The organism is Actinoplanes sp. CA-142083, assembly GCF_050942195.1.
Classification (GTDB): Bacteria; Actinomycetota; Actinomycetes; order Mycobacteriales; family Micromonosporaceae; genus Actinoplanes.
On record NZ_CP192076.1, the window covers coordinates 5,447,505 to 5,471,902 of the forward strand.

25 protein-coding genes are annotated in these 24,398 nt (G+C 71.1%); 10 read left to right on the forward strand and 15 right to left on the reverse strand.

Annotated elements, in window-relative coordinates; all coding sequences use genetic code 11:
* Window positions 1–31: 31 nt before the first annotated feature.
* A complete protein-coding gene (locus ACQPZX_RS25015) occupies window positions 32–733 on the reverse strand; it encodes a DUF1775 domain-containing protein (protein ID WP_433359466.1) in 702 nt (233 codons plus the stop codon).
* Between the two features lie 174 nt (window positions 734–907).
* Between ACQPZX_RS25015 and ACQPZX_RS25020 the strand changes: the two genes are divergently transcribed.
* Both ACQPZX_RS25020 and ACQPZX_RS25025 read left to right on the forward strand, forming a co-directional pair.
* A complete protein-coding gene (locus ACQPZX_RS25020) occupies window positions 908–3,961 on the forward strand; it encodes a putative bifunctional diguanylate cyclase/phosphodiesterase (protein WP_433359469.1) in 3,054 nt (1,017 codons plus the stop codon).
* Window positions 3,962–4,018: 57 nt separating this feature from the next.
* Window positions 4,019–4,678, forward strand: a complete 660-nt coding sequence (locus tag ACQPZX_RS25025) for a GNAT family N-acetyltransferase (protein WP_433359472.1) — start codon at window positions 4,019–4,021, stop codon at window positions 4,676–4,678.
* A gap of 37 nt (window positions 4,679–4,715) precedes the next feature.
* Here the strand turns inward: ACQPZX_RS25025 and ACQPZX_RS25030 are convergent, their stop codons facing one another.
* Window positions 4,716–4,976: a hypothetical protein gene (locus tag ACQPZX_RS25030; protein WP_433359475.1), complete on the reverse strand. Its 261-nt coding sequence runs from the start codon at window positions 4,974–4,976 to the stop codon at window positions 4,716–4,718.
* A 78-nt stretch (window positions 4,977–5,054) separates the two neighbouring features.
* Between ACQPZX_RS25030 and ACQPZX_RS25035 the strand changes: the two genes are divergently transcribed.
* Window positions 5,055–5,570: a pyridoxamine 5'-phosphate oxidase family protein gene (locus ACQPZX_RS25035; RefSeq protein WP_433359478.1), complete on the forward strand. Its 516-nt coding sequence runs from the start codon at window positions 5,055–5,057 to the stop codon at window positions 5,568–5,570.
* 5 nt (window positions 5,571–5,575) lie between these two features.
* On the opposite strand, the gene ACQPZX_RS25040 is transcribed toward ACQPZX_RS25035, so the two are convergent.
* From ACQPZX_RS25040 to ACQPZX_RS25055, 4 genes are read right to left on the reverse strand one after another with little or no spacing between them, the layout of a single operon-like run.
* Window positions 5,576–5,917 (reverse strand): DUF2255 family protein, encoded by a 342-nt coding sequence (locus ACQPZX_RS25040; RefSeq protein WP_433359481.1) that lies wholly within the window; start codon window positions 5,915–5,917, stop codon window positions 5,576–5,578.
* The gene (locus ACQPZX_RS25045; RefSeq protein WP_433359484.1) at window positions 5,914–6,666 is read right to left on the reverse strand and encodes a GNAT family N-acetyltransferase; all 753 of its coding nucleotides are present in this window, start codon (window positions 6,664–6,666) and stop codon (window positions 5,914–5,916) included. The genes ACQPZX_RS25040 and ACQPZX_RS25045 overlap by 4 nt, the downstream gene beginning before the upstream one ends.
* 20 nt (window positions 6,667–6,686) lie before the next feature.
* Complete coding sequence (locus tag ACQPZX_RS25050; protein ID WP_433359487.1) at window positions 6,687–7,991, reverse strand: MFS transporter; 1,305 nt, start codon at window positions 7,989–7,991, stop codon at window positions 6,687–6,689.
* Between the two features lie 11 nt (window positions 7,992–8,002).
* Entirely contained in the window at window positions 8,003–8,551 is a 549-nt protein-coding gene (locus tag ACQPZX_RS25055; RefSeq protein ID WP_433359490.1) for a dihydrofolate reductase family protein, read from the reverse strand.
* A 107-nt stretch (window positions 8,552–8,658) separates the two neighbouring features.
* On the opposite strand from ACQPZX_RS25055, the gene ACQPZX_RS25060 reads away from it, so the two are divergent.
* Window positions 8,659–9,453 (forward strand): maleylpyruvate isomerase family mycothiol-dependent enzyme, encoded by a 795-nt coding sequence (locus ACQPZX_RS25060; RefSeq protein WP_433359493.1) that lies wholly within the window; start codon window positions 8,659–8,661, stop codon window positions 9,451–9,453.
* Between the two features lie 122 nt (window positions 9,454–9,575).
* Here ACQPZX_RS25060 and ACQPZX_RS25065 read toward each other — a convergent pair whose 3' ends face one another.
* Together ACQPZX_RS25065 and ACQPZX_RS25070 are read right to left on the reverse strand one after the other, a co-directional pair.
* Complete coding sequence (locus ACQPZX_RS25065; protein ID WP_433359496.1) at window positions 9,576–10,157, reverse strand: chloramphenicol phosphotransferase CPT family protein; 582 nt, start codon at window positions 10,155–10,157, stop codon at window positions 9,576–9,578.
* 19 nt (window positions 10,158–10,176) lie between these two features.
* Window positions 10,177–11,061: a phosphotransferase family protein gene (locus ACQPZX_RS25070; RefSeq protein WP_433359499.1), complete on the reverse strand. Its 885-nt coding sequence runs from the start codon at window positions 11,059–11,061 to the stop codon at window positions 10,177–10,179.
* A gap of 126 nt (window positions 11,062–11,187) precedes the next feature.
* On the opposite strand from ACQPZX_RS25070, the gene ACQPZX_RS25075 reads away from it, so the two are divergent.
* Complete coding sequence (locus ACQPZX_RS25075; protein WP_433359502.1) at window positions 11,188–12,543, forward strand: FAD-binding oxidoreductase; 1,356 nt, start codon at window positions 11,188–11,190, stop codon at window positions 12,541–12,543.
* A gap of 94 nt (window positions 12,544–12,637) precedes the next feature.
* Here ACQPZX_RS25075 and ACQPZX_RS25080 read toward each other — a convergent pair whose 3' ends face one another.
* The 3 genes from ACQPZX_RS25080 to ACQPZX_RS25090 all read right to left on the reverse strand — a co-directional run bounded on the left by ACQPZX_RS25080 (window position 12,638) and on the right by ACQPZX_RS25090 (window position 16,381).
* Window positions 12,638–14,260 (reverse strand): purple acid phosphatase family protein, encoded by a 1,623-nt coding sequence (locus ACQPZX_RS25080; RefSeq protein ID WP_433359505.1) that lies wholly within the window; start codon window positions 14,258–14,260, stop codon window positions 12,638–12,640.
* A gap of 110 nt (window positions 14,261–14,370) precedes the next feature.
* Window positions 14,371–15,951, reverse strand: coding sequence for a purple acid phosphatase family protein (locus ACQPZX_RS25085; RefSeq protein WP_433359508.1), 1,581 nt, complete (start codon window positions 15,949–15,951; stop codon window positions 14,371–14,373).
* Between the two features lie 13 nt (window positions 15,952–15,964).
* Entirely contained in the window at window positions 15,965–16,381 is a 417-nt protein-coding gene (locus ACQPZX_RS25090) for a DUF1810 domain-containing protein (protein ID WP_433359511.1), read from the reverse strand.
* 56 nt (window positions 16,382–16,437) lie between these two features.
* On the opposite strand from ACQPZX_RS25090, the gene ACQPZX_RS25095 reads away from it, so the two are divergent.
* From ACQPZX_RS25095 to ACQPZX_RS25110, 4 genes are all read left to right on the forward strand, one after another.
* Window positions 16,438–17,082, forward strand: coding sequence for a hypothetical protein (locus tag ACQPZX_RS25095; protein WP_433359514.1), 645 nt, complete (start codon window positions 16,438–16,440; stop codon window positions 17,080–17,082).
* Between the two features lie 24 nt (window positions 17,083–17,106).
* A complete protein-coding gene (locus tag ACQPZX_RS25100) occupies window positions 17,107–17,736 on the forward strand; it encodes a maleylpyruvate isomerase N-terminal domain-containing protein (protein ID WP_433359517.1) in 630 nt (209 codons plus the stop codon).
* A gap of 64 nt (window positions 17,737–17,800) precedes the next feature.
* Complete coding sequence (gene fliQ, locus ACQPZX_RS25105) at window positions 17,801–18,070, forward strand: flagellar biosynthesis protein FliQ (RefSeq protein WP_433359520.1); 270 nt, start codon at window positions 17,801–17,803, stop codon at window positions 18,068–18,070.
* Between the two features lie 419 nt (window positions 18,071–18,489).
* On the forward strand, window positions 18,490–18,948 hold the full coding sequence (locus ACQPZX_RS25110; protein ID WP_433385430.1) for a hypothetical protein: 459 nt from the start codon (window positions 18,490–18,492) through the stop codon (window positions 18,946–18,948).
* Here ACQPZX_RS25110 and glgX read toward each other — a convergent pair.
* On the reverse strand, window positions 18,942–21,050 hold the full coding sequence (gene glgX / locus ACQPZX_RS25115; protein ID WP_433359523.1) for a glycogen debranching protein GlgX: 2,109 nt from the start codon (window positions 21,048–21,050) through the stop codon (window positions 18,942–18,944). The two genes, ACQPZX_RS25110 and glgX, sit on opposite strands and share 7 nt — an antisense overlap.
* 62 nt (window positions 21,051–21,112) lie before the next feature.
* On the opposite strand from glgX, the gene ACQPZX_RS25120 reads away from it, so the two are divergent.
* Window positions 21,113–21,850 (forward strand): arylamine N-acetyltransferase family protein, encoded by a 738-nt coding sequence (locus ACQPZX_RS25120; RefSeq protein WP_433359526.1) that lies wholly within the window; start codon window positions 21,113–21,115, stop codon window positions 21,848–21,850.
* Here the strand turns inward: ACQPZX_RS25120 and ACQPZX_RS25125 are convergent.
* Genes ACQPZX_RS25125 through ACQPZX_RS25135 form a run of 3 tightly spaced genes read right to left on the reverse strand, consistent with a single transcriptional unit; the run spans window position 21,816 to window position 24,385 of the window.
* Complete coding sequence (locus ACQPZX_RS25125) at window positions 21,816–22,256, reverse strand: N-acetyltransferase family protein (protein ID WP_433359529.1); 441 nt, start codon at window positions 22,254–22,256, stop codon at window positions 21,816–21,818. The two genes, ACQPZX_RS25120 and ACQPZX_RS25125, sit on opposite strands and share 35 nt — an antisense overlap.
* Window positions 22,257–22,265: 9 nt before the next feature.
* The gene (locus tag ACQPZX_RS25130) at window positions 22,266–23,210 is read right to left on the reverse strand and encodes a glutamate ABC transporter substrate-binding protein (protein ID WP_433359532.1); all 945 of its coding nucleotides are present in this window, start codon (window positions 23,208–23,210) and stop codon (window positions 22,266–22,268) included.
* On the reverse strand, window positions 23,207–24,385 hold the full coding sequence (locus ACQPZX_RS25135; protein ID WP_433359535.1) for a hypothetical protein: 1,179 nt from the start codon (window positions 24,383–24,385) through the stop codon (window positions 23,207–23,209). Before ACQPZX_RS25135 ends, ACQPZX_RS25130 begins: the two co-directional genes overlap by 4 nt.
* Between the last annotated feature and the right edge of the window lie 13 nt (window positions 24,386–24,398).

Here is a 24,398-nt window from a genome sequence, read left to right on the forward strand (position 1 = left end):
ACCGTCGATCGGGAACGCGTGAATGCCGGATTCACTCGGACGGTGCGTTGTTCCTTCGCCTGACCAGGAAGAAGCCGGCCACGGCGGCCACCACGACGACGATGACCACCCAGATCCACCAGGTGCTGCTGCCACCGTCGTCGTCCGCGGGGGTCGCGGCCACCGGAGTCACCGAGGTCACGGCCGGCGCGGGCGACTCGGTGGTGGGCGCGGCGCTCGGAGTGGCCGACGTGGTGGCCGGCGCCGTCGACGGTCCGGGCTTCAGCGTGACCAGCGGGGCGGGATGGTCGGGCTCGTCCTGGCCGGCCTCCTGGATCTCGATCCAGCGGACCACCTCGCCGTCCCCGTACGTCTCCAATGTCTTGAAGCTCAAGCGCGTCTGACCGTCGGGCAATTTCGCGATCTTGATCTTCCAGACCGCGTCCTGACCGACCTTGAGCGCCTCGCCGCCGACCGTGAAGCCGTCGGCGGACGGCGCGAACTTCCAGCCCGCCGGCGCCTTGACCAGCGTCACGCTCGACGGCTCGATCCCCTCGGGCAGCACGACCCGTTCGCTCTTGATGCCGGCGCTGTCGCTCTCGGCCTCGCCGGTGAAGGTGAGCGTCACGTTCTCCGCCCCGGCGGTCGTCTTGTCCGCGCTGACCTCCACGTGCGCGAGGGCCGGACCCGCCAGGCCCAGCACCGCGAACCCCGCGACGGCGCCGACCGTCGTCACCCGCGACCCGAATCGCACTCCGCGACCTGCCTTTCCTGAGTAAGCCACGAGGTCACAGTCGTCCCCCGGAGGCGAAAAGTTCCGACGAATACTACGGCGCTGCCCACGGCAAAGCGCTCAAGCCCGGGGCGGGACGCCCGATTGGGGCAACGGAGGCAACCCCGCCGACGGCGTGAACGGAACGGAGAGCGCATGACGACGCGAGCCGCGAGAGCGTGCTTCGGCGCCTGGATCGCCGTGCTCAGCGCCGTCTACTACGCCTTTCCCGGCAGCCATCTGTACACGTGGGCGGCGCTCGGCTACTCGAGCGCGGCGATGATCCTGGTCGGCGTACGCCTCAACCAGCCGGCCCGCAAGCTGCCCTGGTACCTGGTCGCGGCGGCGCTGGTGTTCTTCAACACCGGCGACAACCTCTACAACCTGATCCTCGCGTTCGGCGTCACCCCGAACTTCCCCGGGCCCGCCGACGTCCTGTACCTGCTGGTGTATCCGCTGCTCACCGGCGGTTTCCTGCTGCTCGTGCGGTACCGCTCGGGCGGGGTCAGCAACCGCGCCGCGCTGCTCGACGCGCTGGTGCCCACGGTCGGCCTCGGCCTGCTCGCCTGGATCTACTGGATCGCGCCGTTCACCCGCGCCCACGAGCTGTCCCTGCTCGAGAAGCTGGTCTCGGTCGGCTACCCGCTCGGCGACGTGCTCGTGCTCGCCATGACGCTGCGCATGATCTCCACGCCGGGCCGCCGCCCGCGCGCGCTCACCGCGATCGGCATCGCCATGGTCGGCCTGCTGATCTCCGACATCTTCTACGGCCAGTCGCAGCTCAACAGCGACTGGGCGCTCGGCGGGCCGGTCGACCTCGGCTGGATCGCCTTCTACGCGGTGATGGGCTACGCGGCGCTGATGCCGTCGATGCGCAAGCTCTCCGAGCCGGTGCACACCGCCGGCGGCCACGACATGGGCACCCACCGCATCGTCTGGATGGCCACGGCCGCCCTGATCGCCCCGGCCGTGCTGTACATCGAGTGGATCGGCGGCGCCGAGGTCGAGAAGGCCCGCGACGGCGTCGTCGACGCGCCGGTCATCGCCGGCGCCGCGGCGCTGATGTTCCTGCTGGTGCTGGCCCGGGTCAACGGGCTCGCGCTGGCCCAGCGCCGGGCCCGGGCCCGCGAGCGCGCGCTGCGCCAGGCCGGCGCCGCGCTGTTCGCCGCCGCCGGCGTCGAGGACGTGCTCGAGGCGGCCCGCCAGGCCATCCGCAGGCTGATGCCCAAGGACAAGCCGTACGAGCTGCTGATCACCGACTTCCCGGCCGCGGCACCCACCCGGATCGGGGCGCGCCTGATGACCGCCGCGGAGCTGCCGCCGGGCGTGCCCACCCACGGGTACGACTCGTTCTTCGCCGGCCAGCTCCCGCTGCCCGGCGAGACGCCGCGGCAGTCGCTGGGCGTGGTCGCCGCCGACTCCGTGATCCTCGCCGATCTGTCCGACACCCTCGAGGCGCTGTTCGCGCAGGTCGAGGTCGTGCTCCAGCGGATCACGCTGACCAGCGAGGTCAACCGGCGCGACAGCGAGGCGTGGTTCCGGACGCTGATCCAGAACGCCTCCGACGTGATCCTCATCGTCACCGACGACGACGAGATCCGGTACGCCTCGCCGTCGGCGGCCACCGTCCTCGGGCACGAGGACCTGGCCGGCACCCCGCTGTCCGCGCTGGTCGCGGTCAGCCACCACCGGGCCATGCGGGAGATCCTCGACGCCGTCCGCTCCGGGCGCGGCACCCAGAACGCGCCCGACCTGACCGTGCTCTGCGCCGACGGCCGGCTCCTGCAGGCCGAGGTCGACGGCCGCGACCTGCGCGAGGACCCGACCGTGCGCGGGCTGGTGCTCACCATCGGCGACGTCACCGAGCGCCGCCGACTCGAGGACGACCTGTCCCACCTGGCCTTCCACGACGGGCTCACCGGGCTCGCCAACCGGGTGCTGTTCCGCAACCGGCTCGAGCAGGCGTTCGCCGAGTGTGAGCGGCAGTGCCGCACGCTGAGCGTGCTCTTCGTCGACCTCGACGACTTCAAGGAGGTCAACGACACCCTCGGGCACGCCGTCGGCGACGAGCTGCTGGTCACCGTCGGCCAGCGGATCGCCGAGATCATCGGGGCCGGCAGCACCGCGGCCCGGATGGGCGGCGACGAGTTCGCCATCCTGATCGAGGACGGCCACCCGGCCGGCACCGCCGAACAGGTCGCGGCCGCGATCGTCGAGGCCCTGGCCGTGGCGGTCGAGGTCTCCGACGGCATCGGCGGCTCGCACATCGTCAGCGGCGCGGCCAGCGTGGGCGTCGCCGCGAGCACCGACGCGACCAGCGCCACCGAGCTGCTGCGCCACGCCGACCTGGCCCTGTACCAGGCCAAGGGCGGGGACAAGGGCACCTGGCAGCGGTACCAGCCGGAGCTGCACACCGCGATGGTGCAGCGCCTGGAGATCCGGGCCGCCCTGCACGACGCCATCGAGGGCGAGCAGTTCCGCCCGATGTACCAGCCCATCGTCGACCTGCACACCGGCCTGATCACCGGGGTCGAGTCGCTGGTGCGCTGGGAGCACCCCACCCGCGGGCTGCTCGGCCCGTTCCACTTCATCGAGGTGGCCGAGGAGAGCGGCGCGATCGTCGCGATCGGCATGTCGGTGCTGCGTCAGGCGCTGGCGCAGTTCGCGCAGTGGAAGGCCGACGACCCCGATATCTCGTTGCGGTATGTCAGCGTCAACGTTTCGGCGCGGCAGTTCCGCACGCCCGGCTTCGTCGACCAGGTACGGGAGGCTCTGGTCTCCGCCGGAGCCCGGCCCGAGTGGCTCCTCCTGGAGATCACCGAGAGCCTGGTGCTGCGCGACGCCGACCAGGTGTGGGCCGACCTGCGGGTGCTGCGGGCCATGGGCGTACGGATCGCCATCGACGATTTTGGAACTGGCTACTCTTCGCTGAGCTATCTGCGGCAGATGCCGGTCGACGTCCTCAAGCTCGACAAGTCGTTCATCGACGACATCCTGAGCAGCGAGCAGCAGCACACTATGGTTGACGCGATCGTCACCTTGGCGCGCAATCTCGATCTCGCGGTCGTCGCCGAGGGCATCGAGGACGCCGGCCAGCGGGCCGCCCTGGCCCGCATGGGCTGCCCATATGGACAGGGATACCTGTTCTCGAAGCCGGTCTGGCCGGCCGAGATCCTCGCGCTCACGCACAGCGTGCCGGAACTCGTCTGAGGGTTTCTGACGGATATTCACTAGCGGCGGCGGTCCGGCGGGGGCAGGGTTCTGGTTGTGTTGGAGAACCCAGTGTGGGCCGCCCTCTCCGGGCCGCAGGCCTGCTTCGCCGAGGCGGCCGGCAACGCCGCCTGCTACCAGTCCGACATCTCCCCCTTCGGGGCGCTCGCCGAGCCGGGCGACCCGGCCGGCTGGCGCGACCTGGCCTCGCTGACCGACAACGTGCTGCTGACCGGGCCGTCGCTGACGCCCGGGCCCGGGTGGGAGGTCGCCATGTGGCTGCCCGGGGTGCAGATGATCGGCCAGAGCATGACCGGGGTGGAGGATCCCGAGGCCGTCGTGCTCACCGAGACCGACGTGCCCGAGATCCTCGAGCTGGTCGAGCGGGCCAAGCCGGGGCCGTTCCGCAAGCGCACGATCGCGCTCGGCCGCTACCTCGGCATCCGCTCCGGCGGCCGCCTGGTGGCGATGGCGGGCGAGCGGTTCCGGATCCCGGGCTGGACGGAGATCAGCGCCGTGGCGACCGATCCCGACTTCCAGGGCCGCGGTCTCGGCGCTCGGCTCACGCTGGCCGTGGCGGCCGGCATCCTCGGCCGCGGCGAGCTGCCGTTCCTGCACGCGGCGGCCGACAACGACCGCGCCCTGCGGCTGTACGAGCGGCTCGGCTTCGAGCCCAGCCACGACGTCATCTTCGCCCAGTTCCGCCGCGTCGGCTGAGCCCAGGTCACGGCGGGCGGCGCGCTGAGCGGCCGGGCTACTCGCCGAGGGCGCCGTCCGGCTGGGGCGGCGCGCCGCCGGCGTCGGCGTAGCGGTCCTGCAGGTCACCGATCTCCTGGAGGAGGTCGGCCAGTTCGCCGCGCACCTTGGCCAGGCGGTTCTGCTGGTCGGCGGGCAGGCCGCCGCCGTGGTCGTGGCTCGCCAGGGTCGTCTCCTGCTCCTCCAGCTCCTCGCGGCGCTCGTGGAGGCGGTTGAGCTCGGCCTCGTACTCGTCCTGGGAGATCTTCTCGGGCTGCATGGTTCCTCTCTACCCCTGATCGGGCGCCGGAGGAACACCCGGGACAGCGACGCTGATCACGGCTACCATCGCGTCATCATGGACAGTTCTGAGCGGGAGGCCGCGCTGGCGGCCATGGTGCTGTGGGTTGTCGACAACAACCGGTACATGACGCTGGGGACCGTCGAGGAGGACGGACTGCCCCGCCTGACGCCGGTCTACTACACGCACGACGCGTACCGGACGTTCTACTGGGTCTCCTCCCCGGACGCCCGGCACTCGGCCAACATCGGGCGGCAGCCGGCGATCCGGCTGGTCATCTTCGACTCGACGACGCTGCCGGGCAAGTCGGACGCCACCTATCTCGGCGCCACGGCGCACGAGGTGCCGGCGTCGCGGCTCGCCGAGGAGTGCGCGGCGGCGTTCCGGTCGACGCCGGGCGGGGCCCGCCCGTTCGCGCCCGAGGAGCTGACCGGCGAGTTGCGGCTCTACCGGGCGGACGTCACCGAGTACGGGGTGCACATCCGGGGCAGCCACCCCGACTTCGGCACCGGCATCGACAAACGCGCCGACGTCGCGGCGCAAGCGGTCGCGAGGGCGGCGGAGTCGCGATAGGCCGGCTACGCCGGGTCGATGCGGAGGGTCGCGGACCTGGCGCGGGGGTTGTCGATCAGCGTGCTGTCGCCGCCGTATTTCGCGTGGTAGGCGGCGTCGATGGCGGCGGAGTCGCCGGTGTGGTGGCTCAGGAACACGTCCCTTTCGAGCGGTCCGATCCGGACGTGGCCTCTCCCGAGCGCCACCGCGGCCTGGAACCACTGCGAGCGCGGACCCCGGAAGGCCCGGACGTAGAGGGCGCCGTCGACGAAGACCATGCCCAGCTCGACCGGCTCGCCCTCGTCGCCGGCGACCAGGTGGAGGGCGAAGGCGGCGGCGACCTCCGGTGGCCAGGGCGCGCCCGTCAAAAGATCATCGTCCAGTTCTCGCGGGTCTCGAAGCCGAGGCGCTCGAAGAACGGGACCACGTCGTCGGTGGCGTGCAGGTAGGCGGTGTGGGCGCCGGAGGCGCGGCCGTCGTTGAGGAGGGTCGCGGTCAGCGCGTACGCGTATCCCTGCCGCCGGAACGGCTCGAGCGTGGCCACGTTGCCGATGCCGAGGTGGCCGTCGGTGCGGATCGAGACGCCCGCCGCGACCGCCATGCCGGAGTCGTCCTCGGCGACGTAGGCCGCGACGGCGGGGTGCGCCAGGACCTGCGGGCCGTAGACCGCCGAGATGATCTGCGGCGGGGCGCCGAAACCGCCGGCCAGGACCGCGGCGAACGTCTCGTACTCGCTCGCGGCCAGGCGGCGGACGACCGGCTTGGTCTCGGGCACGTCGCCGGTCAGCGCCCGGGTCATGAACGGCTGGCTCACCGTGCTGGTGAGGCCGTGCCGATCGGCCACCTCGACGACCTCGCCGGTGGGCTCGCCGCGCAGGCGGATGCTCCACGGCGCGCCGCCCGACTGCTGCGCCGCGACGCCGGCCAGGGTCGCGATCTCGACCGGGTCGGGGGTCGCCGCCGGGCTCAGGATCGGGTTCAGGGCGGGGACGGCGGCATGCGTGAGGGCGAGCAGCGTGCCGTGCTCGCCGCGCAGGTGGTACGAGCCGGGGACCGCGGCGGCGATCATTTCCATGCCGTCGCGGAATGCGGCGGCCGAAGAATCCGTGGTGTTCATTTCGATCATGTTATTGCGGGCTAATTGCCGGTGCCCGCCATTGTGCCGGAGCGCACGACAGCCATTTCCCTTGCCTGCGGGGGCAAGAATACGAGCGCGATCATCGAGACCACGGCGGTGCCGATGAGGTACCAGGAAATGCCGGTCGAGGAGCCGGTGGCGGCGAAGATCGAGGCGGCGATCAGCGGGGCCGGGCCGCCCGCGAACGCCGAGGCCGCCTGGGAGCCGAGGCCGGCGCCGCTGAACCGGACGGCCGGCGGGAAACGCTCGGCGATCATCGCGGGCTGCGGGCCGAACATGACGTCGTGAATGACCAGCGACAGCACGATCGCGATCAGGACGCTCCCCTCGGTCCCCCGGTTGAGCAGGGCGAAGTACGGGAAGGCGTAGAGCGCCAGGGCGATGATCCCGGCCGCCACGACGCGCCGCCTGCCCCAGAGGTCCGACAGATGCGCGAAAAGGGGAATGGTGAGCAGGCTGACCAGGCCGGCGATCAGGGTGAACTCGAGCAGCCGGGCGCGCGGCAGGTGCAGGGCGATGGTGCCGTAGCTGAGCACGAAGGTGGTGAACAGCGTCTGCGGGGCCTGCTCGGCGGTGCGGACCAGCGCGGACGTCACGACGGCGCGGGGGTGGGTGCGGATCGCCTCCCGGACCGGGCGCCGCCGCAGGGCGCCCTCGCGGCGCACGCCGGCGAAGCCCGGGGTCTCCGGGACGGTCAGCCGGATCAGCAGCGCCGCGGCGAGGAGAACGACGCTGAGCAGGAACGGGATGCGCCAGGCCCACGCGGGGCTGCCGGGTCCGGTGGTCAGGCGCAGGGCGAGCGTGGCCAGGATCAGCGCGAGCGGCATGCCGAGGGTGGGCAGGCTCGCGAACAGGCCGCGCCGCTTCGGGCCGGCCCACTCCATCGCCATGATGACGGCGCCCGGGGCCTCGCCGCCGACCGCTATGCCCTGGACGAGGCGGAACAGCACCAGCAGCAGGGGCGCGGCGAGACCGATCGTGGCGTAGCCCGGCAGCAGGCCGATCGCGGTGGTGGCGATGCCCATGGCGGTCACGGTGCCGACCAGGGCGGCGCGCCGGCCGAAGCGGTCGCCGACGTGACCGAAGACGATCGCGCCCAGCGGGCGGGCCGCGAAGCCGACGAACTGGGTCGCGAACGCGGCGATCGCGCCCGACGCGGGCGAGACGGCCGGGAAGAAGACCGGCGCGAGGACCAGGGCGGCGGCCTGGTTGTAGAGGCCGAAGTCGTACCACTCGAGGGTGGTGCCGATCAGAGCGGCGGCCGTGGCCCGGCGCCGGGCCGCCGGTTCATCGACTGAGGTCACGATCGCTGACGCTAACCGCCGAGATCGGCCGGGTGGTATCGGACGTTCAGCACGGAAGTCTCGGCGAAGCGGACCGGCCTGGCCCCGGGGTGGTCGTAGAGCCGGATGCCGTCGCCGAGCAGGACCGGGGCGATGTGCAGGTCGACCTCGTCGATCAGGCCTTCCTCGAGCAGCTGCTTGCCGATGGCCGGCGAGAAGACTTCCAGGTTCTTGCCGTTCGCCGCTTTCAATCCGACGCGTACGGCCTCGGCCGCGGAGCAGTTCAGGAAGGTCACCCCGGCGGCGGGGGTGGCGTCCTCGGGGTGGCTGGTCAGCACGAACAGCGGTCCCTCCCAGGCGCCGCCGTAGGGGCGGGCCTTGTCCACGGCGGCGTCCCAGCCCGTGCGGCCGCCGAGGATGGCGCCGGTCGTGCGGACGTATTCGCCGACCAGGCCCGGCCGGAAAGTGAAGCCCGTCATCCAGGACATGTCGTGATCGGGTCCGGCGACGAAGCCATCGAGGGACATCGTGAAGTGCCAGAGAACTTTCCCGGCGGCGGTCTGCGGTGCGGTGTCGGTCATGGTCTTAAGACCGGCGCGGCGGGCCGAACTCATCGCCGCACCGGCGATGAGTCGCGGCGGCACGCCCGGTCATACCCGGCACGACGAAATACGGAAGGATCAATCCCATGACCGAGCTGAACCCGGAACGTGCCCGGCAGGCGATCGTCGAACACACCCGGCGGCTGGCGGAGTCGGCCGCCGCGGCCGGGCCGGACGCCGCCGTGCCGACCGCGCCGGAGTGGACCGTCACCGATCTGGTCGCGCACGTGGGCCAGACCCAGCACTGGGTCGCGGAGATCATCGAGCGGCGCATCACCGACCCCACCCAGTTGCCCACCACAATGGCCGCGCTCCCCGCCGGCCACGGCGAATGGCCGGCATGGCTGGCGGAGTCGGCGCGGCGGGTCGCGGGCGCGTGCTCCGATGACGCGCTCGACGCGCCGGTGTTCAACCCCGCGGCGGACGGGCGGACCGGGACGCGGTTCTGGCTGTCCGGCCAGCTCAACGAGGCGGTCGTGCACGGCTTCGACGCCGCGGCCGCGGCGGGACAGCCGGCCGAGGTCGACGCCGATGTCGCGGCCGCGCTCATCAGCAACCACCTGGCGATGCTCACCGCCCCGACCTGGGAGATGCTGCGGTCCGAGTCGGCCCACGCGATCCGGGGCACCGGGCAGGCCCTGCAGTGGCGGGCCACCGACACCGCGGACGCCTGGCTCGTCGTGCGGCGGCCCGAGGGCGCGACGTGGCAGCCGGGAACCGGGCCGGCCGACGTGACGGTGACCGGCCCGGCACGATCGCTGCTGCTGACTTTGACCCGGCGACTCCCCCTCGCCGACCGGGAGGCCACCGGCATCAGCGTCGACGGCGACATCGGCCTCGCCGAGCATTGGATCGCCAACACCGCCCACGTCAGCGGCTGACCGGCACGGCCCACGTCAGCGGGAGACCGCCGCCGACGCTCGTCAGCGGCTGACCGGCACGGCCCACGTCAGCGGGAGACCGCCGCCGACGCTCGTCAGCGGCTGACCGGCGACGGGGCACGTCAGCGGCTGACCGGCGACGGGGCGCGCCGCCGGCGAAGCCGGTCGAACGCCTTGGGCTCGGGGAGGTCGCCGAGCGCGTCCGCGATGGTGACGGCGCACTCGTGCGGATCGCTGCTCGTCGTGTCGACGGCGATGTCGTGGTCGCCGTGGGCGTAGACCAAGGCCTGCGACCCGGCCAGTCCGGCCGGGCGGTCGCCGCGGGCACGTTCGCGGCGGTCCAGCTCGTCCGGGGAACAGCGCACCTCGACGAGGGTCACGTCATAACCCCGCAGGGTCTCGAGGAGGTCGTCGAGGCGCCATTGCTCGCTGAGCGGGTAGTCCATGACGACGTCGTTCCCGGCGGAGGCGAGGGCGGCCACGGCGCGGTGGTAGCCGAGCCGGGTGCGGTGGAGCATCTCGTCGATCTCGGTGCCGTCGAGGACGCGGGTGTGGACGGTGGAGCGCATGGCGCCGATCGCGTCGGCCGGAACGAAGAACCAGGGGTCGGGCAGCAGCGGGAGAAGTGCGCGGCCGATGCTGCTCTTGCCGGAGCTGGAAGCGCCGTTGAGCAGGATGACGCGGCCTCGTCGCTCGTTGGTCACCCGCCGACAGTAATCGGGGTCAGCGAAGCGCGTTCAGCTCGTCGAGGGCGCGATGGCCGCGCTCGACCACCTCGGCAACGACATCGTGCCGCCCGAGGCGGATGGGCCACTCGAGCTGCAGGAGGATGTGTGTCGCGGCAAGCACCGCCGCCCCCTCCCAGCCGACCAGGGCAAGGATTCTCGTCCACAACCGCCGTCGGACACCGTCCAGCGGATCCTGGAAAGTGTGCCACTGCAGGGTGGTGAGATCGGTCGCCCGCGTGCCGCTGCCTGCGTTCCCGATGTCCACGACCGCCACCACCGCTCCGTCACGGACCAGGACATTGCTGGGGTTGAGATCGGCGTGGACCATGTCCGGCGCCTCTCGAGGCGGTGGGGTGCCGGCACACGCGAGCCGCAGGCGCTCGACCAGGGCCGACACCCCGGAGAAATACCCCGAGACGCCGGCGACCGCCGATTCCTGACCGGTGGCGACCCGCCAGGCGTACGACCAGTGGTCGTAGGGCTCGGAGGCTTGGCCGGCCTGGAGTTCGATGATCTCCATCAGCTGCTCGACGATGGATGGGGTCAGCTCGGGCACGGGGGCCGCGTCGACGAAGTCCATCAGATGCCAGACATGAGTGGCGGTGGCCCCCACTCCGAGCCAGGCCGGGGTGGGATAGCCGCGCTTGCGCATGTGCTCGACCACTCGCTGGGCTCGCAACGTCTCGTCCAGGTGGCCGGGGTGTGCCCGAGGCTCCGCTTTGAGCACTGCGTATGCCCTTCCGGCCACCTGGACGCGCATGGCGCCCGCATTGCCGCCTCCGGGTAGGCGACCGAAAGGAGTGACCTCTGCCCCGACCACGCTCGCCACGTCGGCCAGGACTTCGGCCGGCAGCTCTTCGGGACGGGTGCCCTGGTTCATGCTTCCCTCCCCGCAGGCTCTGGCGATCATCGTTACACCGTTTGAACTTCGTGCGGGGTGGTCCGTTCGTACCGGCGTTGGGCGGCGCCATGAGGTGACGCCCGGGAGTGCGAATGGGGTGTCGCCATGGGCGAGGTTTCCGGGCTGCGGAATGCGGCGGGGAGTGTCTGTCTGCCGGGGGAAACGGGATACGACGGGGCGCGGACCACGTGGTCGCTCGCTGCCGATCTACGGCCCGCGGCGGTGGTCTATCCCACCAGCGAGGAGGAGGTCAGCGCGGTGTTGCGGGCCGCGGCGGACGCGGGGCTGCGGGTGACGCCGGTAGGGACGGGGCACAACGCGCACCCGTTCCGGGATCTGAGCGACACGGTGATGCTGCGGATGGAGCGGCTGCGGTCGTTCGTGGTCTCGCCGGAGCGCAAGGCGGCGCGGGTGTCGGCGGGCACGTTGTGGCTGCCGGTGGTGCAGCAGGCGGCGGAGTACGGGCTGGCGGGGCTGCACGGGTCGGCGCCGGACGTGAGCGTCGTGGGATACGCCGCGGGCGGCGGCCTCAGCTGTTACGGGCGGCGGTACGGGCTGGCGGCCAACCACGTGACCGCCGCCGAGCTGGTGCTGGCCGACGGAACGCAGGTCCGGGTCGACGCCGGGAACGACAGCGAGCTGTTCTGGGCGGTCCGCGGGGGCGGCGGCAACTTCGGCGTGATCACGGCGCTGGAGTTCGGGCTTCAGGAGTTCGACTCCGCGTACGCGGGGTGGCTGGCGTGGGACCTGTCGCGGGCCGAGGAGGTGCTGTCGCGGTGGCTGGAGTGGACCGCCGACGCGCCGGAGTCCGTCACGACGGCCTACCGGCACCTGCGGTTCCCGCCGATCCCGGGGCTGCCGGAGCCGTTCGCGGGCCGGAACTGGGTCATGGTCGACGGGGCGGTGCTGGCCGACGACGAGGCGGCGGCGCGGATCCTGGCGCCGCTGCGGGAGCTGAAGCCGGAGCTGGACACCTTCGGGCGGGTGCCGGCGCCGGTGGTGTCGCGGATCCACCTGGACCCGGAGGAGCCGACGCCGGGCGACGGCACGGCGGAGCTGCTGGACGCGCTGCCGCCGGCGGCGGTGGCCAAGCTGATCGAGGCGGCCGGGCCGGAGGCGCCGACACAGATCTTCTCCACCGAGCTGCGGCAGCTGGGCGGGGCGCTCGGGCGGCCGGCGGCCGAGGGTGGGGCGTTGTCCTACCTGGACGCGGCGTACTTGATGTCGGTGGTGGGGATCGTGCCGGATCCGGCGCTGCAGGAAGCGGTGCGGGCGGACGCGGAAACGGTCGCGGCGTCGCTGACGAAGGACTACTCGCGGGGGCGGATCTACACGAACTTCCAGCAGAAGCAAACGGACACGTCGCGGGCGTTCGAGCCGTCGGCGTGGGAGCGCCTCGTCGCGCTGCGCAAGCGCGTCGACCCGGCGGGCGTGTTGCGCGCCAACCACGAAATCGCGTGAGTCGCGTGACGGCCGGCCCGGCATGGGTGCTCGCGGCCCCCGGCCCGGTCCGGCCGTCACGACTGCGGTCGGGAAAGGCGTCCAGCCGTACGATCTAAGCGGTTTTGTCGTTGAGGTTCTTACGGTTGGAACCGCCGGCCTTGCGCGCGATGACGACGCGGTCGATCTCGGTGCCGTCCTCGGTGAGCGCGCGCAGAGTGAGACTGGTCGTGCGGCCCTCGTCGGCCGGAAGAACATCGACGGCAAGGAATGAATAACCGGTGTAGCGAACGCGCGACCAGGTAACGTTTTCGGTCACCTTGACGCCGCCGGAAGCCCAGACGTAGGAGGGGACCTCGTCGACGTCGTTGACATGGCCCGCGTACGAGTCGGGAACGGCGAAATTGTAGAGGCTGCGACCGGCCGCGCCCGCGGTGACATAGGTGGTGCCGTCCGTGTCGGAATGGACGGTCGACCCGATGGGGGTCTTCTTGGAGACGCCGCCGCGCAGCACATCGGCCCGCTCGTAGATGTGGTTGTGGCCGTTGATGACCAGATCCACCTTGTACTTGTCGAAAAGCGGGACCCACTGGTTGCGGACGCCACCCTCGGAAGCGTGGGCAACCGTCGTCGAATAGGCGCAGTGGTGGAAGAAGACCACGATGAAGTCGACGTCGGACTGGGCGCGCAGGAATTTCAGGCGCTGGTCGAGCCATTTGGTCTGGGCGCCGCCGGTGTAACCGAAGTTGGCGGGAATCTCGAAAGAGACGTCGTTCGGGTCGAGCGAGATGACGCCGACATTGCCGTAGATGAAGGAGTAGACGCCCTCGGAATGGGTGGGGCCGTTCTCGGGAAAATCCCAGCGGGCGAGCTGACCGCCGTAGCCGTTCGGCGAATACAGCGCCTCCATGTCGTGGTTGCCGAGGCCGGCCATCCACGGGACGCTCGCGGCGATCGGCTCGGTCTGCGCGAGGAACTGGTCCCAGGTGCGCGGGTCGTAGACGTCGGTGCCGTTGGAGCCGTCGGCGCTGACCGGGGAGCCGGAGCCGCTGGAGTCGGCGTAGCAGAGGTCGCCGGCGTGCAGGTGGAACACCGGGTTCTGGGCGGCGATCTGGCCGTCGTTGCTCAAGGCGTGGTAGCTGACGCCCTGGTCGCCGAAGGCGGTGAAGGTGAACCGGCCGGCGACACGGCGGCGGCTGGGCGCGGTGGTGAACGAGTCGACGCGACCGAAAGTGGACAGGTCGGCGGGGTCGAAGCCGTCGTGGCCGACCGCGTAGAAGTACGTCTTGCCGGGCAGCAGGTCGTCGATCGCGGCGTGCACGTAGTACTGGTCCACCGGGGCGATCGCCTTGGGGACCTCGGAGTGCAGGTGGCGGATCTCGGCGGGGATCTTGTGGCCGAGGTTCCACGGGGAGTCGCCGAGACGCACGAACGGCTTGGTGACGTTGTGCGGCACCTGCCAGCCGACGCGGACCTGCTCGCGGGGGTTGGGGCCCCACATCAGGTGGCGTCCGAAGGGGACGACCAGCTTGCCGGGAACCTTGGCGGGCTGCTGCCACACCACGGCCGACGCGGCGTTCGCGGGCGCACCGACCGCGAGCGCGGCGGCGACCCCGGCGCCCGTCGCGAGCACCGTGCGGCGCCGGTGGCCCCGGCCGCGGGTGAGGAGTTCGTGCTGCTCCGCCATGCTCAACCGGGCGGTGAGATGGTCGGGCAGGCCCATGCGTGGGATGTCCATGCCCGCATACTCGACCCGCGATCGGGACCTTTACCGGTGCGAACGGTGAACGCGGCCTGAACTTAGTTAGCAATGCACACGACTTGATATGTCTCAAATTACACGGGTTTCTAGGCAACCTCGTCGCTGAGGGTCAGGCGTGAGCCGCCGCCGGCCTTGCGGGCTATGACGACGCGGTCGATCTCGTCGCCGTCCTCGGTCACGCCGCGCATCGTCATCGTGGTGGTGTGGCCCTCGTCGGCGGGCTCGACGTCGACCGCGAGGAACGAGTAGCCGGTGTAGCGGACGCGGGACCAGGTGACCTTCTCCGGGACCCGCTCGCGGCCGTGCGCCCAGACGTACGACTTCACCTCGTCGACCTCGCGCAGGTGGCCGGCGTACGAGTCGGGGGCGTCGAACTCGTACAGGCCGCGGCCGCCCGCGCCGGCGGTGACGTAGACCGTGCCGTCGCGCTCGGGGTGGACGGTGTCGCCGATCGGGGTCCTCTTCGCGACGCCGCCCTTGAGCACGTCGGCCCGCTCGTACACGTGATTGTGGCCGTTGATCACGAGATCGACCTCATGCTTGTCGAACAGCGGCACCCACTGGTTGCGCACCCCGCCGTCGGAGGCGTGGGCGGGCGTCGTCGAGTAGGCGCAGTGGTGGAAGAACACGACGACGAAGTCCACGTCGGGTTGCTCGCGCAGGAACCGCAGCCGCTGGTCGAGCCATGCCGTCTGGGCGCCGCCGGTGTAGCCGCGGTTGCCGGACAGCTCGAAGATGACGTCGTTGGCGTCGAGCGCGACCACGCCGACATTGCCGTAGATGAAGGAGTAGACGCCGGTGGCCTTCTCCGGGCCGTTCTCGGGAAAGGCCCACCGGGAGCGCTGCCCGCCGTACCCGTCGTGCGAGTAGATCGCCTCCATGTCGTGGTTCCCCATGCAGGCCATCCACGGGACGGCCGACGCGACCGGCTCGTTCTGGGCGAGGAACTGGTCCCAGGTGCGCGGGTTGTACAGGTCGTCCTTCTGGCCCTTGCCGCTGGCGTCGGCGTAGCAGAGGTCGCCGGCGTGCAGGTGGAAGGCGGGCCGCTGGGCGATCAGCATGCCGTCGTTGCCGAGGGCGTGCGAGCTGACGCCCTGGTCGCCGAAGGCGGTGAAGGTGAACGGCTCGGCGAGCGTGCGGCGGCTCGGCGCGGTGGTGAACGAGTCGATGCGCCCGAAGTCGGTGAGGTCGGTGGGGTCGTAGCCGTGGTGACCGACCGCATAGTAGTACGTCTTGCCGGGCCGCAAGTTTCCCGCGGTGGCATGCACGTAGTACTGGTTCGTCGGCGCGATGACGTCGTCGAGCTCCGAGTGCAGCGCGCGGATGTCGGCGTCGATCTTGTCGCCGAGCGTGTCGGGCGAGTCGCCGACCCGCAGGAACGGCCGCGTGACGCGGTGCGGGACCTGCCAGGCGACGTTCACGCGGGTGCGCGGGTTGGCGCCCCACGCGAGATGCCGGCCGAACGGAACGACCATCCGCCCGGGCGGGACCGGGGACCGCCGCAGGAAGGCGGCGGCCGGGCTGCCGATCGCCATCGAGGCGGCCGCGGCGGCGGCACCGGTTATCAGCGTACGGCGGCTGATCAGCAACTCGTGCTGCTCGGCCATGCTCAGCCGCGCGGCGAGTCGGTCCGGCAGGCCCATTCTGGGGATGTCGATACCCGGCACGCGGATGACCGTATCACCCGGCTTGGTTGGATTTGTCCAGAAGGTCCAGAGTGCGCTGGTCGTCACCGTCGTAGAAGCGGGCGATCACCGCCCGGAACGGCGCCGGATCGTCGGCCACCTGGGCGAACAGGGTCATGCACGAGCGGAGCTTGAGGTCGTCGGGGAACGGGAAGAACTGCGTCCGGTGCGACAGAACAGACTCCGTGCACTGTTTCAGCCGCGGCCCGAGGACGGGATGGGCGAGGTAGGCGACGGCCTCCTCGCGGCCGCTGATCGCGTAACGCTCGGCCGTCGCGCTCCGGCCCAGGCCGGCGATCTGCGGGAAGATGAACCACATCCAGTGCGAGCGCTTGTCCCCCGCGACGATCTCGGCGAGCGCGCGCTCGTACACGCCGTCCTGCGCCGCCACGAACCGTTCCAGATCAGCCACCCGGTCATTCTGTCATTCGCGCTCCATTTGCACGGTTTCCGGCCGAGAGTGGAGCTATGTCGGACGCCTTCCTCGGCCTGCTCGCGCTCTGCGGGCTCGGGCTGCTGACGATGGCCGTCCTCGGATTCGACCAGCGGGCGTACGCGCGGGTTCTCGATGGGCTGTTCGGGGCCGGCTTCCTCGGCGGCACGGGCTATCTCGCCATCACCGTCTTCGACCTGAAGCGGCCCTATTGGCTGGTGTTCCTGGCGCTGGTGCCGCTGGTGGCGCTGGTGTTCCGGGAGCGGCGGGGCCGGCGCAGGCGGCTCGCCGCCGGCTTGATTCCGCAGATGTACGTGGCGCCGCCCGCGGCCACGCCGCTGACGCCCTTCCCCGCTCCCCCGCCGCCGCTCGGGGCCGCCCCGGAAACCGAACCGGAACCACCCCAGCGGACGACCTACCAGCCGCTGCCGTCGGGCCTGCCTCGCGCCGCCCCCGCCCCGCCCAGCTGGGAAGGGGTGGATCGCGACCGGCCGGAATGGGGCACGAACCCGGGGCGCCCCGCCGGGCATGACACCTCGGCCGCCCAGGAGACGAGCAGCCGGCTGCGGCGGCCCGCCTACCTCGAGTCGTATCCGCGCCCGGCCGCCGGGGGCCGGCACCGCGCCTCCGACCCCGAGGAGGAAGAACCGCCCGAGGAACGGCGGCCCTACCGGCCTTGAGCGCGGGCGTGGCAGGGTGGCGGCATGGACTACCGCCGCACCTATCGATCGGCCGCCGTCGCGTACGCCGACATCGTCGCCCGCATCCCCGCCGACCGCTGGGACTCCCCCGGCCTCGGCGACTGGACGCTGCGCGAGCTGGTCGGGCACACGGCGAGCTCGGCGCTGCGGCAGGTGGCCGACGTGCTCGGCGCGCCCGCGACGATGGTGGAGGTGGCCACCGCCGAGGGATATTTCGCGTACGGCCGGGGCGTGCCCGGCCCGGTGCTGGAGGCCGCCGTGGCCGCCTCGGACGACGACGCCCGCGCCACCGCCGCCGAGCTCGGCGACGACCCGGCCGCGCTGGTGGGGCAGATGGCCGCCCGGGCAACCCACGCCCTCGCCGCGGCGGCCGACGACGACATCGTGACCACCCCCGCCGGGGGCATGCGCGTGCGCGACTGGCTGCCCACCCGCACCTTCGAGCTGGTCGTGCACGGCCTGGACGCGGCCGCCGCCGCGGGCGTACCCCACAATCTGGCCCTCGAAGCCGTCGCCGACGCGACCATGCTGGCCACGCGCCTGGCCGTCGCCCTCGGCGAGGGCGACGCGCTGCTGCGGGCGCTGACCGGCCGCGCCGAGCTGCCGCCGAAATTCACCGTGCTGTCGACCTGAGAATTCCCGGCCGATGCAACCGTTCTGCACTCCGGGCCACCCCCACCGGGCCGAACGGGAGGGCATGACCGACACGATGATCGTCGAGCTGGGCCTGCAGGCCATGACCATCGCCGCCAAGATGGCCGCGCCCGTGCTGCTGACGGCGCTGGCGGTGGGCTTCGCGATCTCCCTGTTCCAGTCGGTCACCCAGATCCAGGAGGCGACGCTGTCGTTCGTCCCGAAGGCCGGGGCGGTGGGGGCGGCGCTGCTGTTCTCGGGCAACTGGATGCTGCACGAGATGGTGACGTACACGCAGCAGCTGTTCGAGAAGCTGCCTCAGCTCCTCGGCTGAGGCAACTTAACGGCGGCCGCCTCCGCGCGGGCTGCCGGCACGAGCCCTTGGAACACCGCGCGATCGACCGCTCCGCGAGTGACTCTCCGGCGGACGCTGCCACCATCTCGCTCCCGCCCGGATCGGTCCCGGCCCGGGCCGGCGCCATGTGCACTTCCGGGTCGTCGAAGCCCGCGAGGTCCATGGCGGCGTCGTCCCGCTCGTCCTCCCGGGCGTCGCCGTTCAGGAGTACGGCGATGAGTGCCGGAGCCGCGCGCGTGGTCATGAATCCATCGTTCCGGAACGCCGAGAGGGCAACGCCCCCGTGCGGGCGCGGCGGCCCGCAACCCACAGGCAATTGAGGCGGTGGCGTGGCTGAGGATCTCATCGTCGACTTGCGCGGCAGGCAGATCGAAACGCTCGACGACTTTTGGGATGCCGTGTCCGGTCCATGTGAGCTCCCGGACTGGTTTGGGCGAAATGTGGGAGCTTGGTGTGACACCGTTCAGGTGGAGAGTATTTCGGATCTCGTTGATCGCCACGATGCGGTTGTCGTCCACGTCGATCGAGCGGGTTTGTTCTCTCGGAAAGGCCGCGCGGTTCGGGCGTTGAGAGAGGCGTTCGCAGGTCGCCGCTCGCGACTCGTGGTTCATCAGCTCACGACTTCGGCCGATGAAGCCGCGATCGAGGACGAGGAACTACAACCCGGAATGACCACCGGAAAGGCGACACCTCGGACTCGGGCTTGGGTTCCGTGGCATCTGCCTAGCGTCGTGGATTGCCGGAAGTTGCCGGCATCGCCAACACTACCGAACCCCGCAGCCACGCCACCCCGAGCACAGCGACGGCGATGCCGAGAGCGGCCGTCGCCACGCACACCCCCCGGGTCGGGTCAGTAGCGGCAGCGCAGCACCTCGAGCGTGTGCCCCGGCACCTGGACCTGCCCGCCGGCCCGGGCCGTCTTCCTGCGCTGGGCCAGCAGCGGGTCCGCCGTGTTCACGACGACCTCCCAGGTGCGCCCGAACTCCTTGGGCGGCAGCGTGAACGACACCGGGTCGCCGAGGGGGTTGAACAGCAGCAGGAACGAGTCGTCGGCGATCGCCTCGCCGAGGGCGTCCCGCTCGGGGATGCCGTGGCCGTTCAGGAAGACCGTCATCGTCATGCCGCTCTGCGTGTTCCAGTCGGCCTCGGTCATCGGCTCGCCGTCGCGGCGCAGCCAGGCTATGTCGGGCACCTTCGTCTCGCCGACCAGGTCGCCGGTGAAGAAGCGGCGGCGCCGGAAGATCGGGTGGTCGGCGCGCAGCCTGGTCAGGCGGCGCACGAAACCGGTCAGCACGTCGGCCTCGCGGGCGGCGGGCCAGTCGACCCAGCTGATCTCGTTGTCCTGGCAGTAGACGTTGTTGTTGCCGCCCTGGGTGCGGCCCAGCTCGTCGCCGTGCGCGATCATCGGCACGCCCTGGGACAGCAGGAGCGTGGCCAGGAAGTTTCGCTTCTGCCTTTCGCGCAGCGCCACGATGTCGGGGTCCTCGGTCGGGCCCTCGACCCCGCAGTTCCAGGAACGGTTGTACGACTCGCCGTCGCGGTTCTGCTCGCCGTTGGCGTCGTTGTGCTTCTCGTTGTACGAGACCAGGTCCTCGAGGGTGAACCCGTCGTGGGCCGTCACGAAGTTGATCGACGCGACCGGGCGGCGGCCGTCGTCCTCGTACAGGTCGGAGCTGCCGGTGAAGCGGGACGCGAACTCGCCGAGGCTGGCCGGTTCGCCGCGCCAGAAATCGCGTACGGAATCGCGGTATTTGCCGTTCCATTCGGTCCACAGCGGCGGGAAGCCGCCGACCTGGTACCCGCCGTCGCCGACGTCCCACGGCTCGGCGATCAGCTTGACCTGCGACACCACCGGATCCTGGTTGACCAGGTCGAAGAAGGCCGCCAGCCGGTCGACCTCGTGGAACTCGCGGGCCAGCGCGGCGGCCAGGTCGAAGCGGAATCCGTCCACGTGCATCTCGGTCACCCAGTACCGCAGCGAGTCCATGATGAGCCGCAGCGACTCGTGGTGGCGCACGTTCAGGCTGTTCCCGGTGCCCGTCGTGTCGTAGTAGTACTGCTTGTCGGCGTCGACCAGCCGGTAGTAGGCGGGATTGTCGATGCCGCGGAACGAAAGTGTCGGCCCGAGGTGGTTGCCTTCCGCCGTGTGGTTGTAGACGACGTCGAGGATGACCTCGATGCCGGCCTGGTGCAGGGATTTCACCATGGTCTTGAACTCCTGCACCTGCCCGCCGTGCCCGCCGAACGAGGCGTAGTCGTTGTGCGGCGCGAAGAAGCCGATGGTGTTGTAGCCCCAGTAGTTGGTGAGCCCGCGGTCGAGCAGCACCGAGTCGTGCACGAACTGGTGGACCGGCATCAGCTCGACCGCGGTGACCCCGAGCTCCTGGAAATGCTTGATCATCACCGGGTGTGCCAGCCCCGAGTACGTGCCCCGGACGTCTTCAGGGATCCCCGGGTGCCGCATGGTGATGCCTTTGACGTGCGTCTCGTAGATCACCGTCTCCCACATCGGGATGCGCAGCGGCCGGTCGTTGGCCCAGTCGAAGAACGGGTTCACCACCACGGACTTCTGCGCGAACGGCCCCGAATCGGCGTCGTTGCGCGACAGCGGGTCGCCGAAACGGTAGGCGAAGAGGGCCTCGCTCCAGACGTTCCGGCCGTCGATGGCTTTCGCGTACGGGTCGAGCAGCAGTTTCGAGGGGTTGCAGCGCAGCCCGTTGTGCGGGTCGTAGGGCCCGTGCACCCGGTAGCCGTACCGCTGCCCCGGCACGATGCGTGGCAGGTAACCGTGCCACACCAGGGCCTCCCGCTCGGGCAGATCGACCCTCGTCTCGTTCCCGTCGTCGTCGAACAGGCACAGCTCGACCCGCTCGGCCACCTCGGAGAAGACAGCGAAATTCGTGCCGCCACCGTCGTAGGTGGCGCCGAGCGGATACGGATTCCCCGGCCACACAGTCATGCCGGCCATGATTCCCCCCGATCCCTTGACCTCAACCCCGGTTCAGGTCCGACGCTAACCCCATGAACGTCGACGCCTATCTGGAGCGTATCGGCGCGGACCGCACGACCGGCCTGCGCGACCTGCACCGTCTCCACCAGGAGACGATCCCGTTCGAGAACCTGAGCATCCACCTCGGCGAACGCATCAGCCTCGAGCCGGACGACCTTTCGCGAAAGATCGTGGAAAATCGGCGCGGTGGTTTCTGCTATGAGCTCAACGGCGCGTTCGCCCTGGTCCTCGAGCAACTGGGCCACGACGTCACCCGCCTGGCCTGCCGCGTCAACGGCGGCGATCACCTGGGCCCGCCCTTCGATCACCTGACCCTGCTCGTCGACGGTCAGTGGCTCGTCGACGTAGGTTTCGGCGCGCACAGCACGTACCCGCTGAATTTTGAGACGCGCGAACCGCAACCGGACCCCGGCGGCCTCTTCACGATCAAGCCGTCGCCGGAAGGCGACGTCGACGTCCTCAAGGACGGGCGCCTCTCCTACCGCATCGAGACGAAAAAGCGGGACCTGTCGGACTTCGTGCCGACGTGCTGGTGGCAGCAAACGTCCCCGGACTCGCATTTCACCCGGAACACCATCTGCACCCGCCTCGACGGCGACGCCCGGCTCACCATCAGCGGCCGCAAATTCATCAGGACCAAGGGCGATTCGCGTACGGAGGAAGCACTGCCGACGGACGACGCGCTGCTCGCCGCTTACCGGGAAAGTTTCGGCATCACGCTGGATCGGGTTCCCGGCGCAGCTCGATGAACGGCACAGTGTCCCCGGGCAGCAGGTACCTTTCGATCTCCACGAAGCCGTGCCGCAGCGCGAACCGCAGCCCGTCGTCGTTGGACTCGAGCACGATGGTCTCGATCGTCGTCGCGCCCCACGCCGTCGCGTGCTCGACCGCCCGCCGGTAGAGCTGCTCGCCGAAGCCGCGCCGCCGGTACTCCGGGAGCACCCGGGCGATCACCACGCTCGTCCCCTCGGACGGCGGCCGGACCGTCGAGTTGCCCACCGCCACCTCGCCGAGGTACGCCACCTCGAGGTGGTTGCGGACGGCCCGCTCCTCGACCTCCTCGGCCGACAGCGGCGCGGTCGGGATGATCAGGTTGTGGATCTCCCGCCAGTCCCGCAGCGCCGCCTCGGACTTGACCTGCTCGTAGCGCAGCACGCAGACAGGTTAGTCCCGATAGACGGCGGCGGGCGGACCGGCCGGTCCCAGGCGCGGCGCGAGCCAGCGGTCGTAGCTGCGCTGCCAGGTGCCGTCCGCCCGGATCCGCTCGAGCGCGCTGTTGACGAAGCGCACCAGGTCGGGCTGTTCCCGGGCGATCCCGATGCCGGCCGGCTCGTTCGAGACGGCCGGCCCGACCACCTCGGTGCCCGGGTCCTGCGCGGCCAGGCCCGCGAGCAGCACGTCGATCGTCGAGACCGCGTCGACCTGCCGCTGCTGCAACATCACCAGGCAGTCGAGGGTGCTGTCGGTGCTGACCGGCACCGGCTTCGAGGGCTGCGCGGCGATCGTACGGATGCTGGTGCTGCCCCTGGTCGCGCAGACCTTGCGCCCGCCGAGCTGGGCGAACGAGCGGATCTTCTCGCCCTTGCGCACGAGCAGCTTCTGCACCGAGTGCAGGTATTCGGTCGAGAACGACACCTGCTGCCACCGCTCGCAGGTCATCGTCATGGTCCGGATCACCAGATCCACCTCGTGCCGCTGCAGCACCGGGACCCGGTCGGCCGTGGTGATCGCCCGGAACTGCACCGCTTCCGGATCCCCGAAGATCGCCCGCGCCACCGCCCGCGCCATGTCGATCTCGAAGCCGGCCAGCTCACCCGTGTTCGGATCGCGGAACCCGAACAGGTACGCGTTCTGGTCGATCCCCACGATCAGCCGCCCGCGCTTCTTGATCCACGCGACCGTCGGGCCGACCTGCGCCGACGGCGGCAGGCTCGCGCGCGGATCGCATTTCGGCGTCGGCGCCGCGCTCGGGACCGCCGCCGGGTCCTGCACGTTCAGCGGCAGCGGCACCGCGCCGCTGGCCACCACCGCGCCCGGCGCCTCCCCGGTCCCCGCGCATCCTGCGAGGACCAGCATCAGTGCCGCCGCCGCTGCCAGACGAGCCCTCATCGGTACTCCCCGATCCGCGGCCGGAACCCCAGCACGACCGCCGCCACCAGCCCGCCGGTCAACAGCACCAGCCCCACCCACAGCCCCGTCAGTGCCGCGCGCGCATCTGAGGCCTGCTCGCTCACCCGCGCGTTCGCTGCCTCGAGCCCTCGCCCGATCGCGGCGTCCACCTCCGCGAACGCCGTCGACCCGGCCGCCAGCGCCACCGCCGTCTCGTGCTCGCCGCCATCGTCGAGCTCCCGGACCCGCGCGTGCTCCGCCCGCCACCGTCCCGCGTCCGGCAGCCCCTTCGTCTGCTCCCCGAAGTCGGCCTCGAACGCCGCGCCGCCCCCGCGCGCGATCAACGCGAGGGCCTCGTCAGCCCGCGCCTGCAACGCCGCCCGCCGCGCCGGCGCCAGCTCCCCGACCACGGCTGACCCTTCGCGCTGTCCTTGCTCGACCCGCTGCCCCGCCAGCCCTATCGCCCCCGCCGACCACACCAGGGCGAGCACCGCGATCCCGGTGGCCACGAGCAGTCCGGTATTGAACATCCGGTTGGTGCGGCGCCGCAGCATCACCTGCGCCCCCACCAGGCACCCCACCGTCACCAGCCCCAGGACCAGCCCCACCCAGGGCAGCCCCGCCGCGTCCCGCTGCGCCGCCATCAGCCGCCGCTGCGCCGACTCGAACAATTCGCGCGCCGCCGGCAGCAGCGTCTGCCGCATCAGCGCCGAGGCCTCCTGCAGATACGCCCCGCCGAGCGGCACCCCGATCCGGTTGTACGACCGCGCCGTCTCCACCAGCCCCGTGTAGACCGGCAGCCGATCCGCCACCACTCGCAAGAGCGCCGTGTCTCCCGCGTTCGCCCCGCGCAGCGCGACCGACAGCGCCGCCGAGGCCACCGCGATGTCGTCGAGATACCGCTGCCGCGGCTTGGCCGGCTCGGTCCCGCCCGCCAGGAACGCGTTGGCCGCCGCAGCGTCCGCGTCCGACAGCGAGCGGTAGAGATCCTGCGCGCCCACGCTGAGCGGCCCGCTCACCCCGCCGATGTCCGCCAGCAAGGAGGATCGCCGCCGTTCGGCCGCGATCCCGGCCAGGCCGGCGGCCACGCCGATCACGACAAGCCCCACCACGACCAGCCGATACAGCTCCGGCGTCGTCAGCCTCCGCCGAAGCCGGCGTCCGATCACGGCCATCCCCCAGACACTC

Excerpts from the sequence above, each read along its gene's own strand:
- ACQPZX_RS25100 (WP_433359517.1), top strand. The coding sequence starts at position 17,107 with ATGGACTACCGCCGCACCTATCGATCGGCCGCCGTCGCGTACGCCGAC.
- ACQPZX_RS25045 (WP_433359484.1), bottom strand. The coding sequence starts at position 6,666 with ATGAACACCACGGATTCTTCGGCCGCCGCATTCCGCGACGGCATGGAA.
- ACQPZX_RS25135 (WP_433359535.1), bottom strand. The coding sequence starts at position 24,385 with ATGGCCGTGATCGGACGCCGGCTTCGGCGGAGGCTGACGACGCCGGAG.
- ACQPZX_RS25060 (WP_433359493.1), top strand. The coding sequence starts at position 8,659 with ATGACCGAGCTGAACCCGGAACGTGCCCGGCAGGCGATCGTCGAACAC.
- ACQPZX_RS25020 (WP_433359469.1), top strand. The coding sequence starts at position 908 with ATGACGACGCGAGCCGCGAGAGCGTGCTTCGGCGCCTGGATCGCCGTG.
- fliQ (WP_433359520.1), top strand. The coding sequence starts at position 17,801 with ATGACCGACACGATGATCGTCGAGCTGGGCCTGCAGGCCATGACCATC.
- ACQPZX_RS25130 (WP_433359532.1), bottom strand. The coding sequence starts at position 23,210 with ATGAGGGCTCGTCTGGCAGCGGCGGCGGCACTGATGCTGGTCCTCGCA.
- ACQPZX_RS25095 (WP_433359514.1), top strand. The coding sequence starts at position 16,438 with ATGTCGGACGCCTTCCTCGGCCTGCTCGCGCTCTGCGGGCTCGGGCTG.
- ACQPZX_RS25070 (WP_433359499.1), bottom strand. The coding sequence starts at position 11,061 with ATGAACCAGGGCACCCGTCCCGAAGAGCTGCCGGCCGAAGTCCTGGCC.
- ACQPZX_RS25030 (WP_433359475.1), bottom strand. The coding sequence starts at position 4,976 with ATGCAGCCCGAGAAGATCTCCCAGGACGAGTACGAGGCCGAGCTCAAC.
- ACQPZX_RS25055 (WP_433359490.1), bottom strand. The coding sequence starts at position 8,551 with ATGACCGACACCGCACCGCAGACCGCCGCCGGGAAAGTTCTCTGGCAC.
- glgX (WP_433359523.1), bottom strand. The coding sequence starts at position 21,050 with ATGACTGTGTGGCCGGGGAATCCGTATCCGCTCGGCGCCACCTACGAC.
- ACQPZX_RS25080 (WP_433359505.1), bottom strand. The coding sequence starts at position 14,260 with ATGGACATCCCACGCATGGGCCTGCCCGACCATCTCACCGCCCGGTTG.
- ACQPZX_RS25075 (WP_433359502.1), top strand. The coding sequence starts at position 11,188 with ATGGGCGAGGTTTCCGGGCTGCGGAATGCGGCGGGGAGTGTCTGTCTG.
- ACQPZX_RS25035 (WP_433359478.1), top strand. The coding sequence starts at position 5,055 with ATGGACAGTTCTGAGCGGGAGGCCGCGCTGGCGGCCATGGTGCTGTGG.
- ACQPZX_RS25120 (WP_433359526.1), top strand. The coding sequence starts at position 21,113 with ATGAACGTCGACGCCTATCTGGAGCGTATCGGCGCGGACCGCACGACC.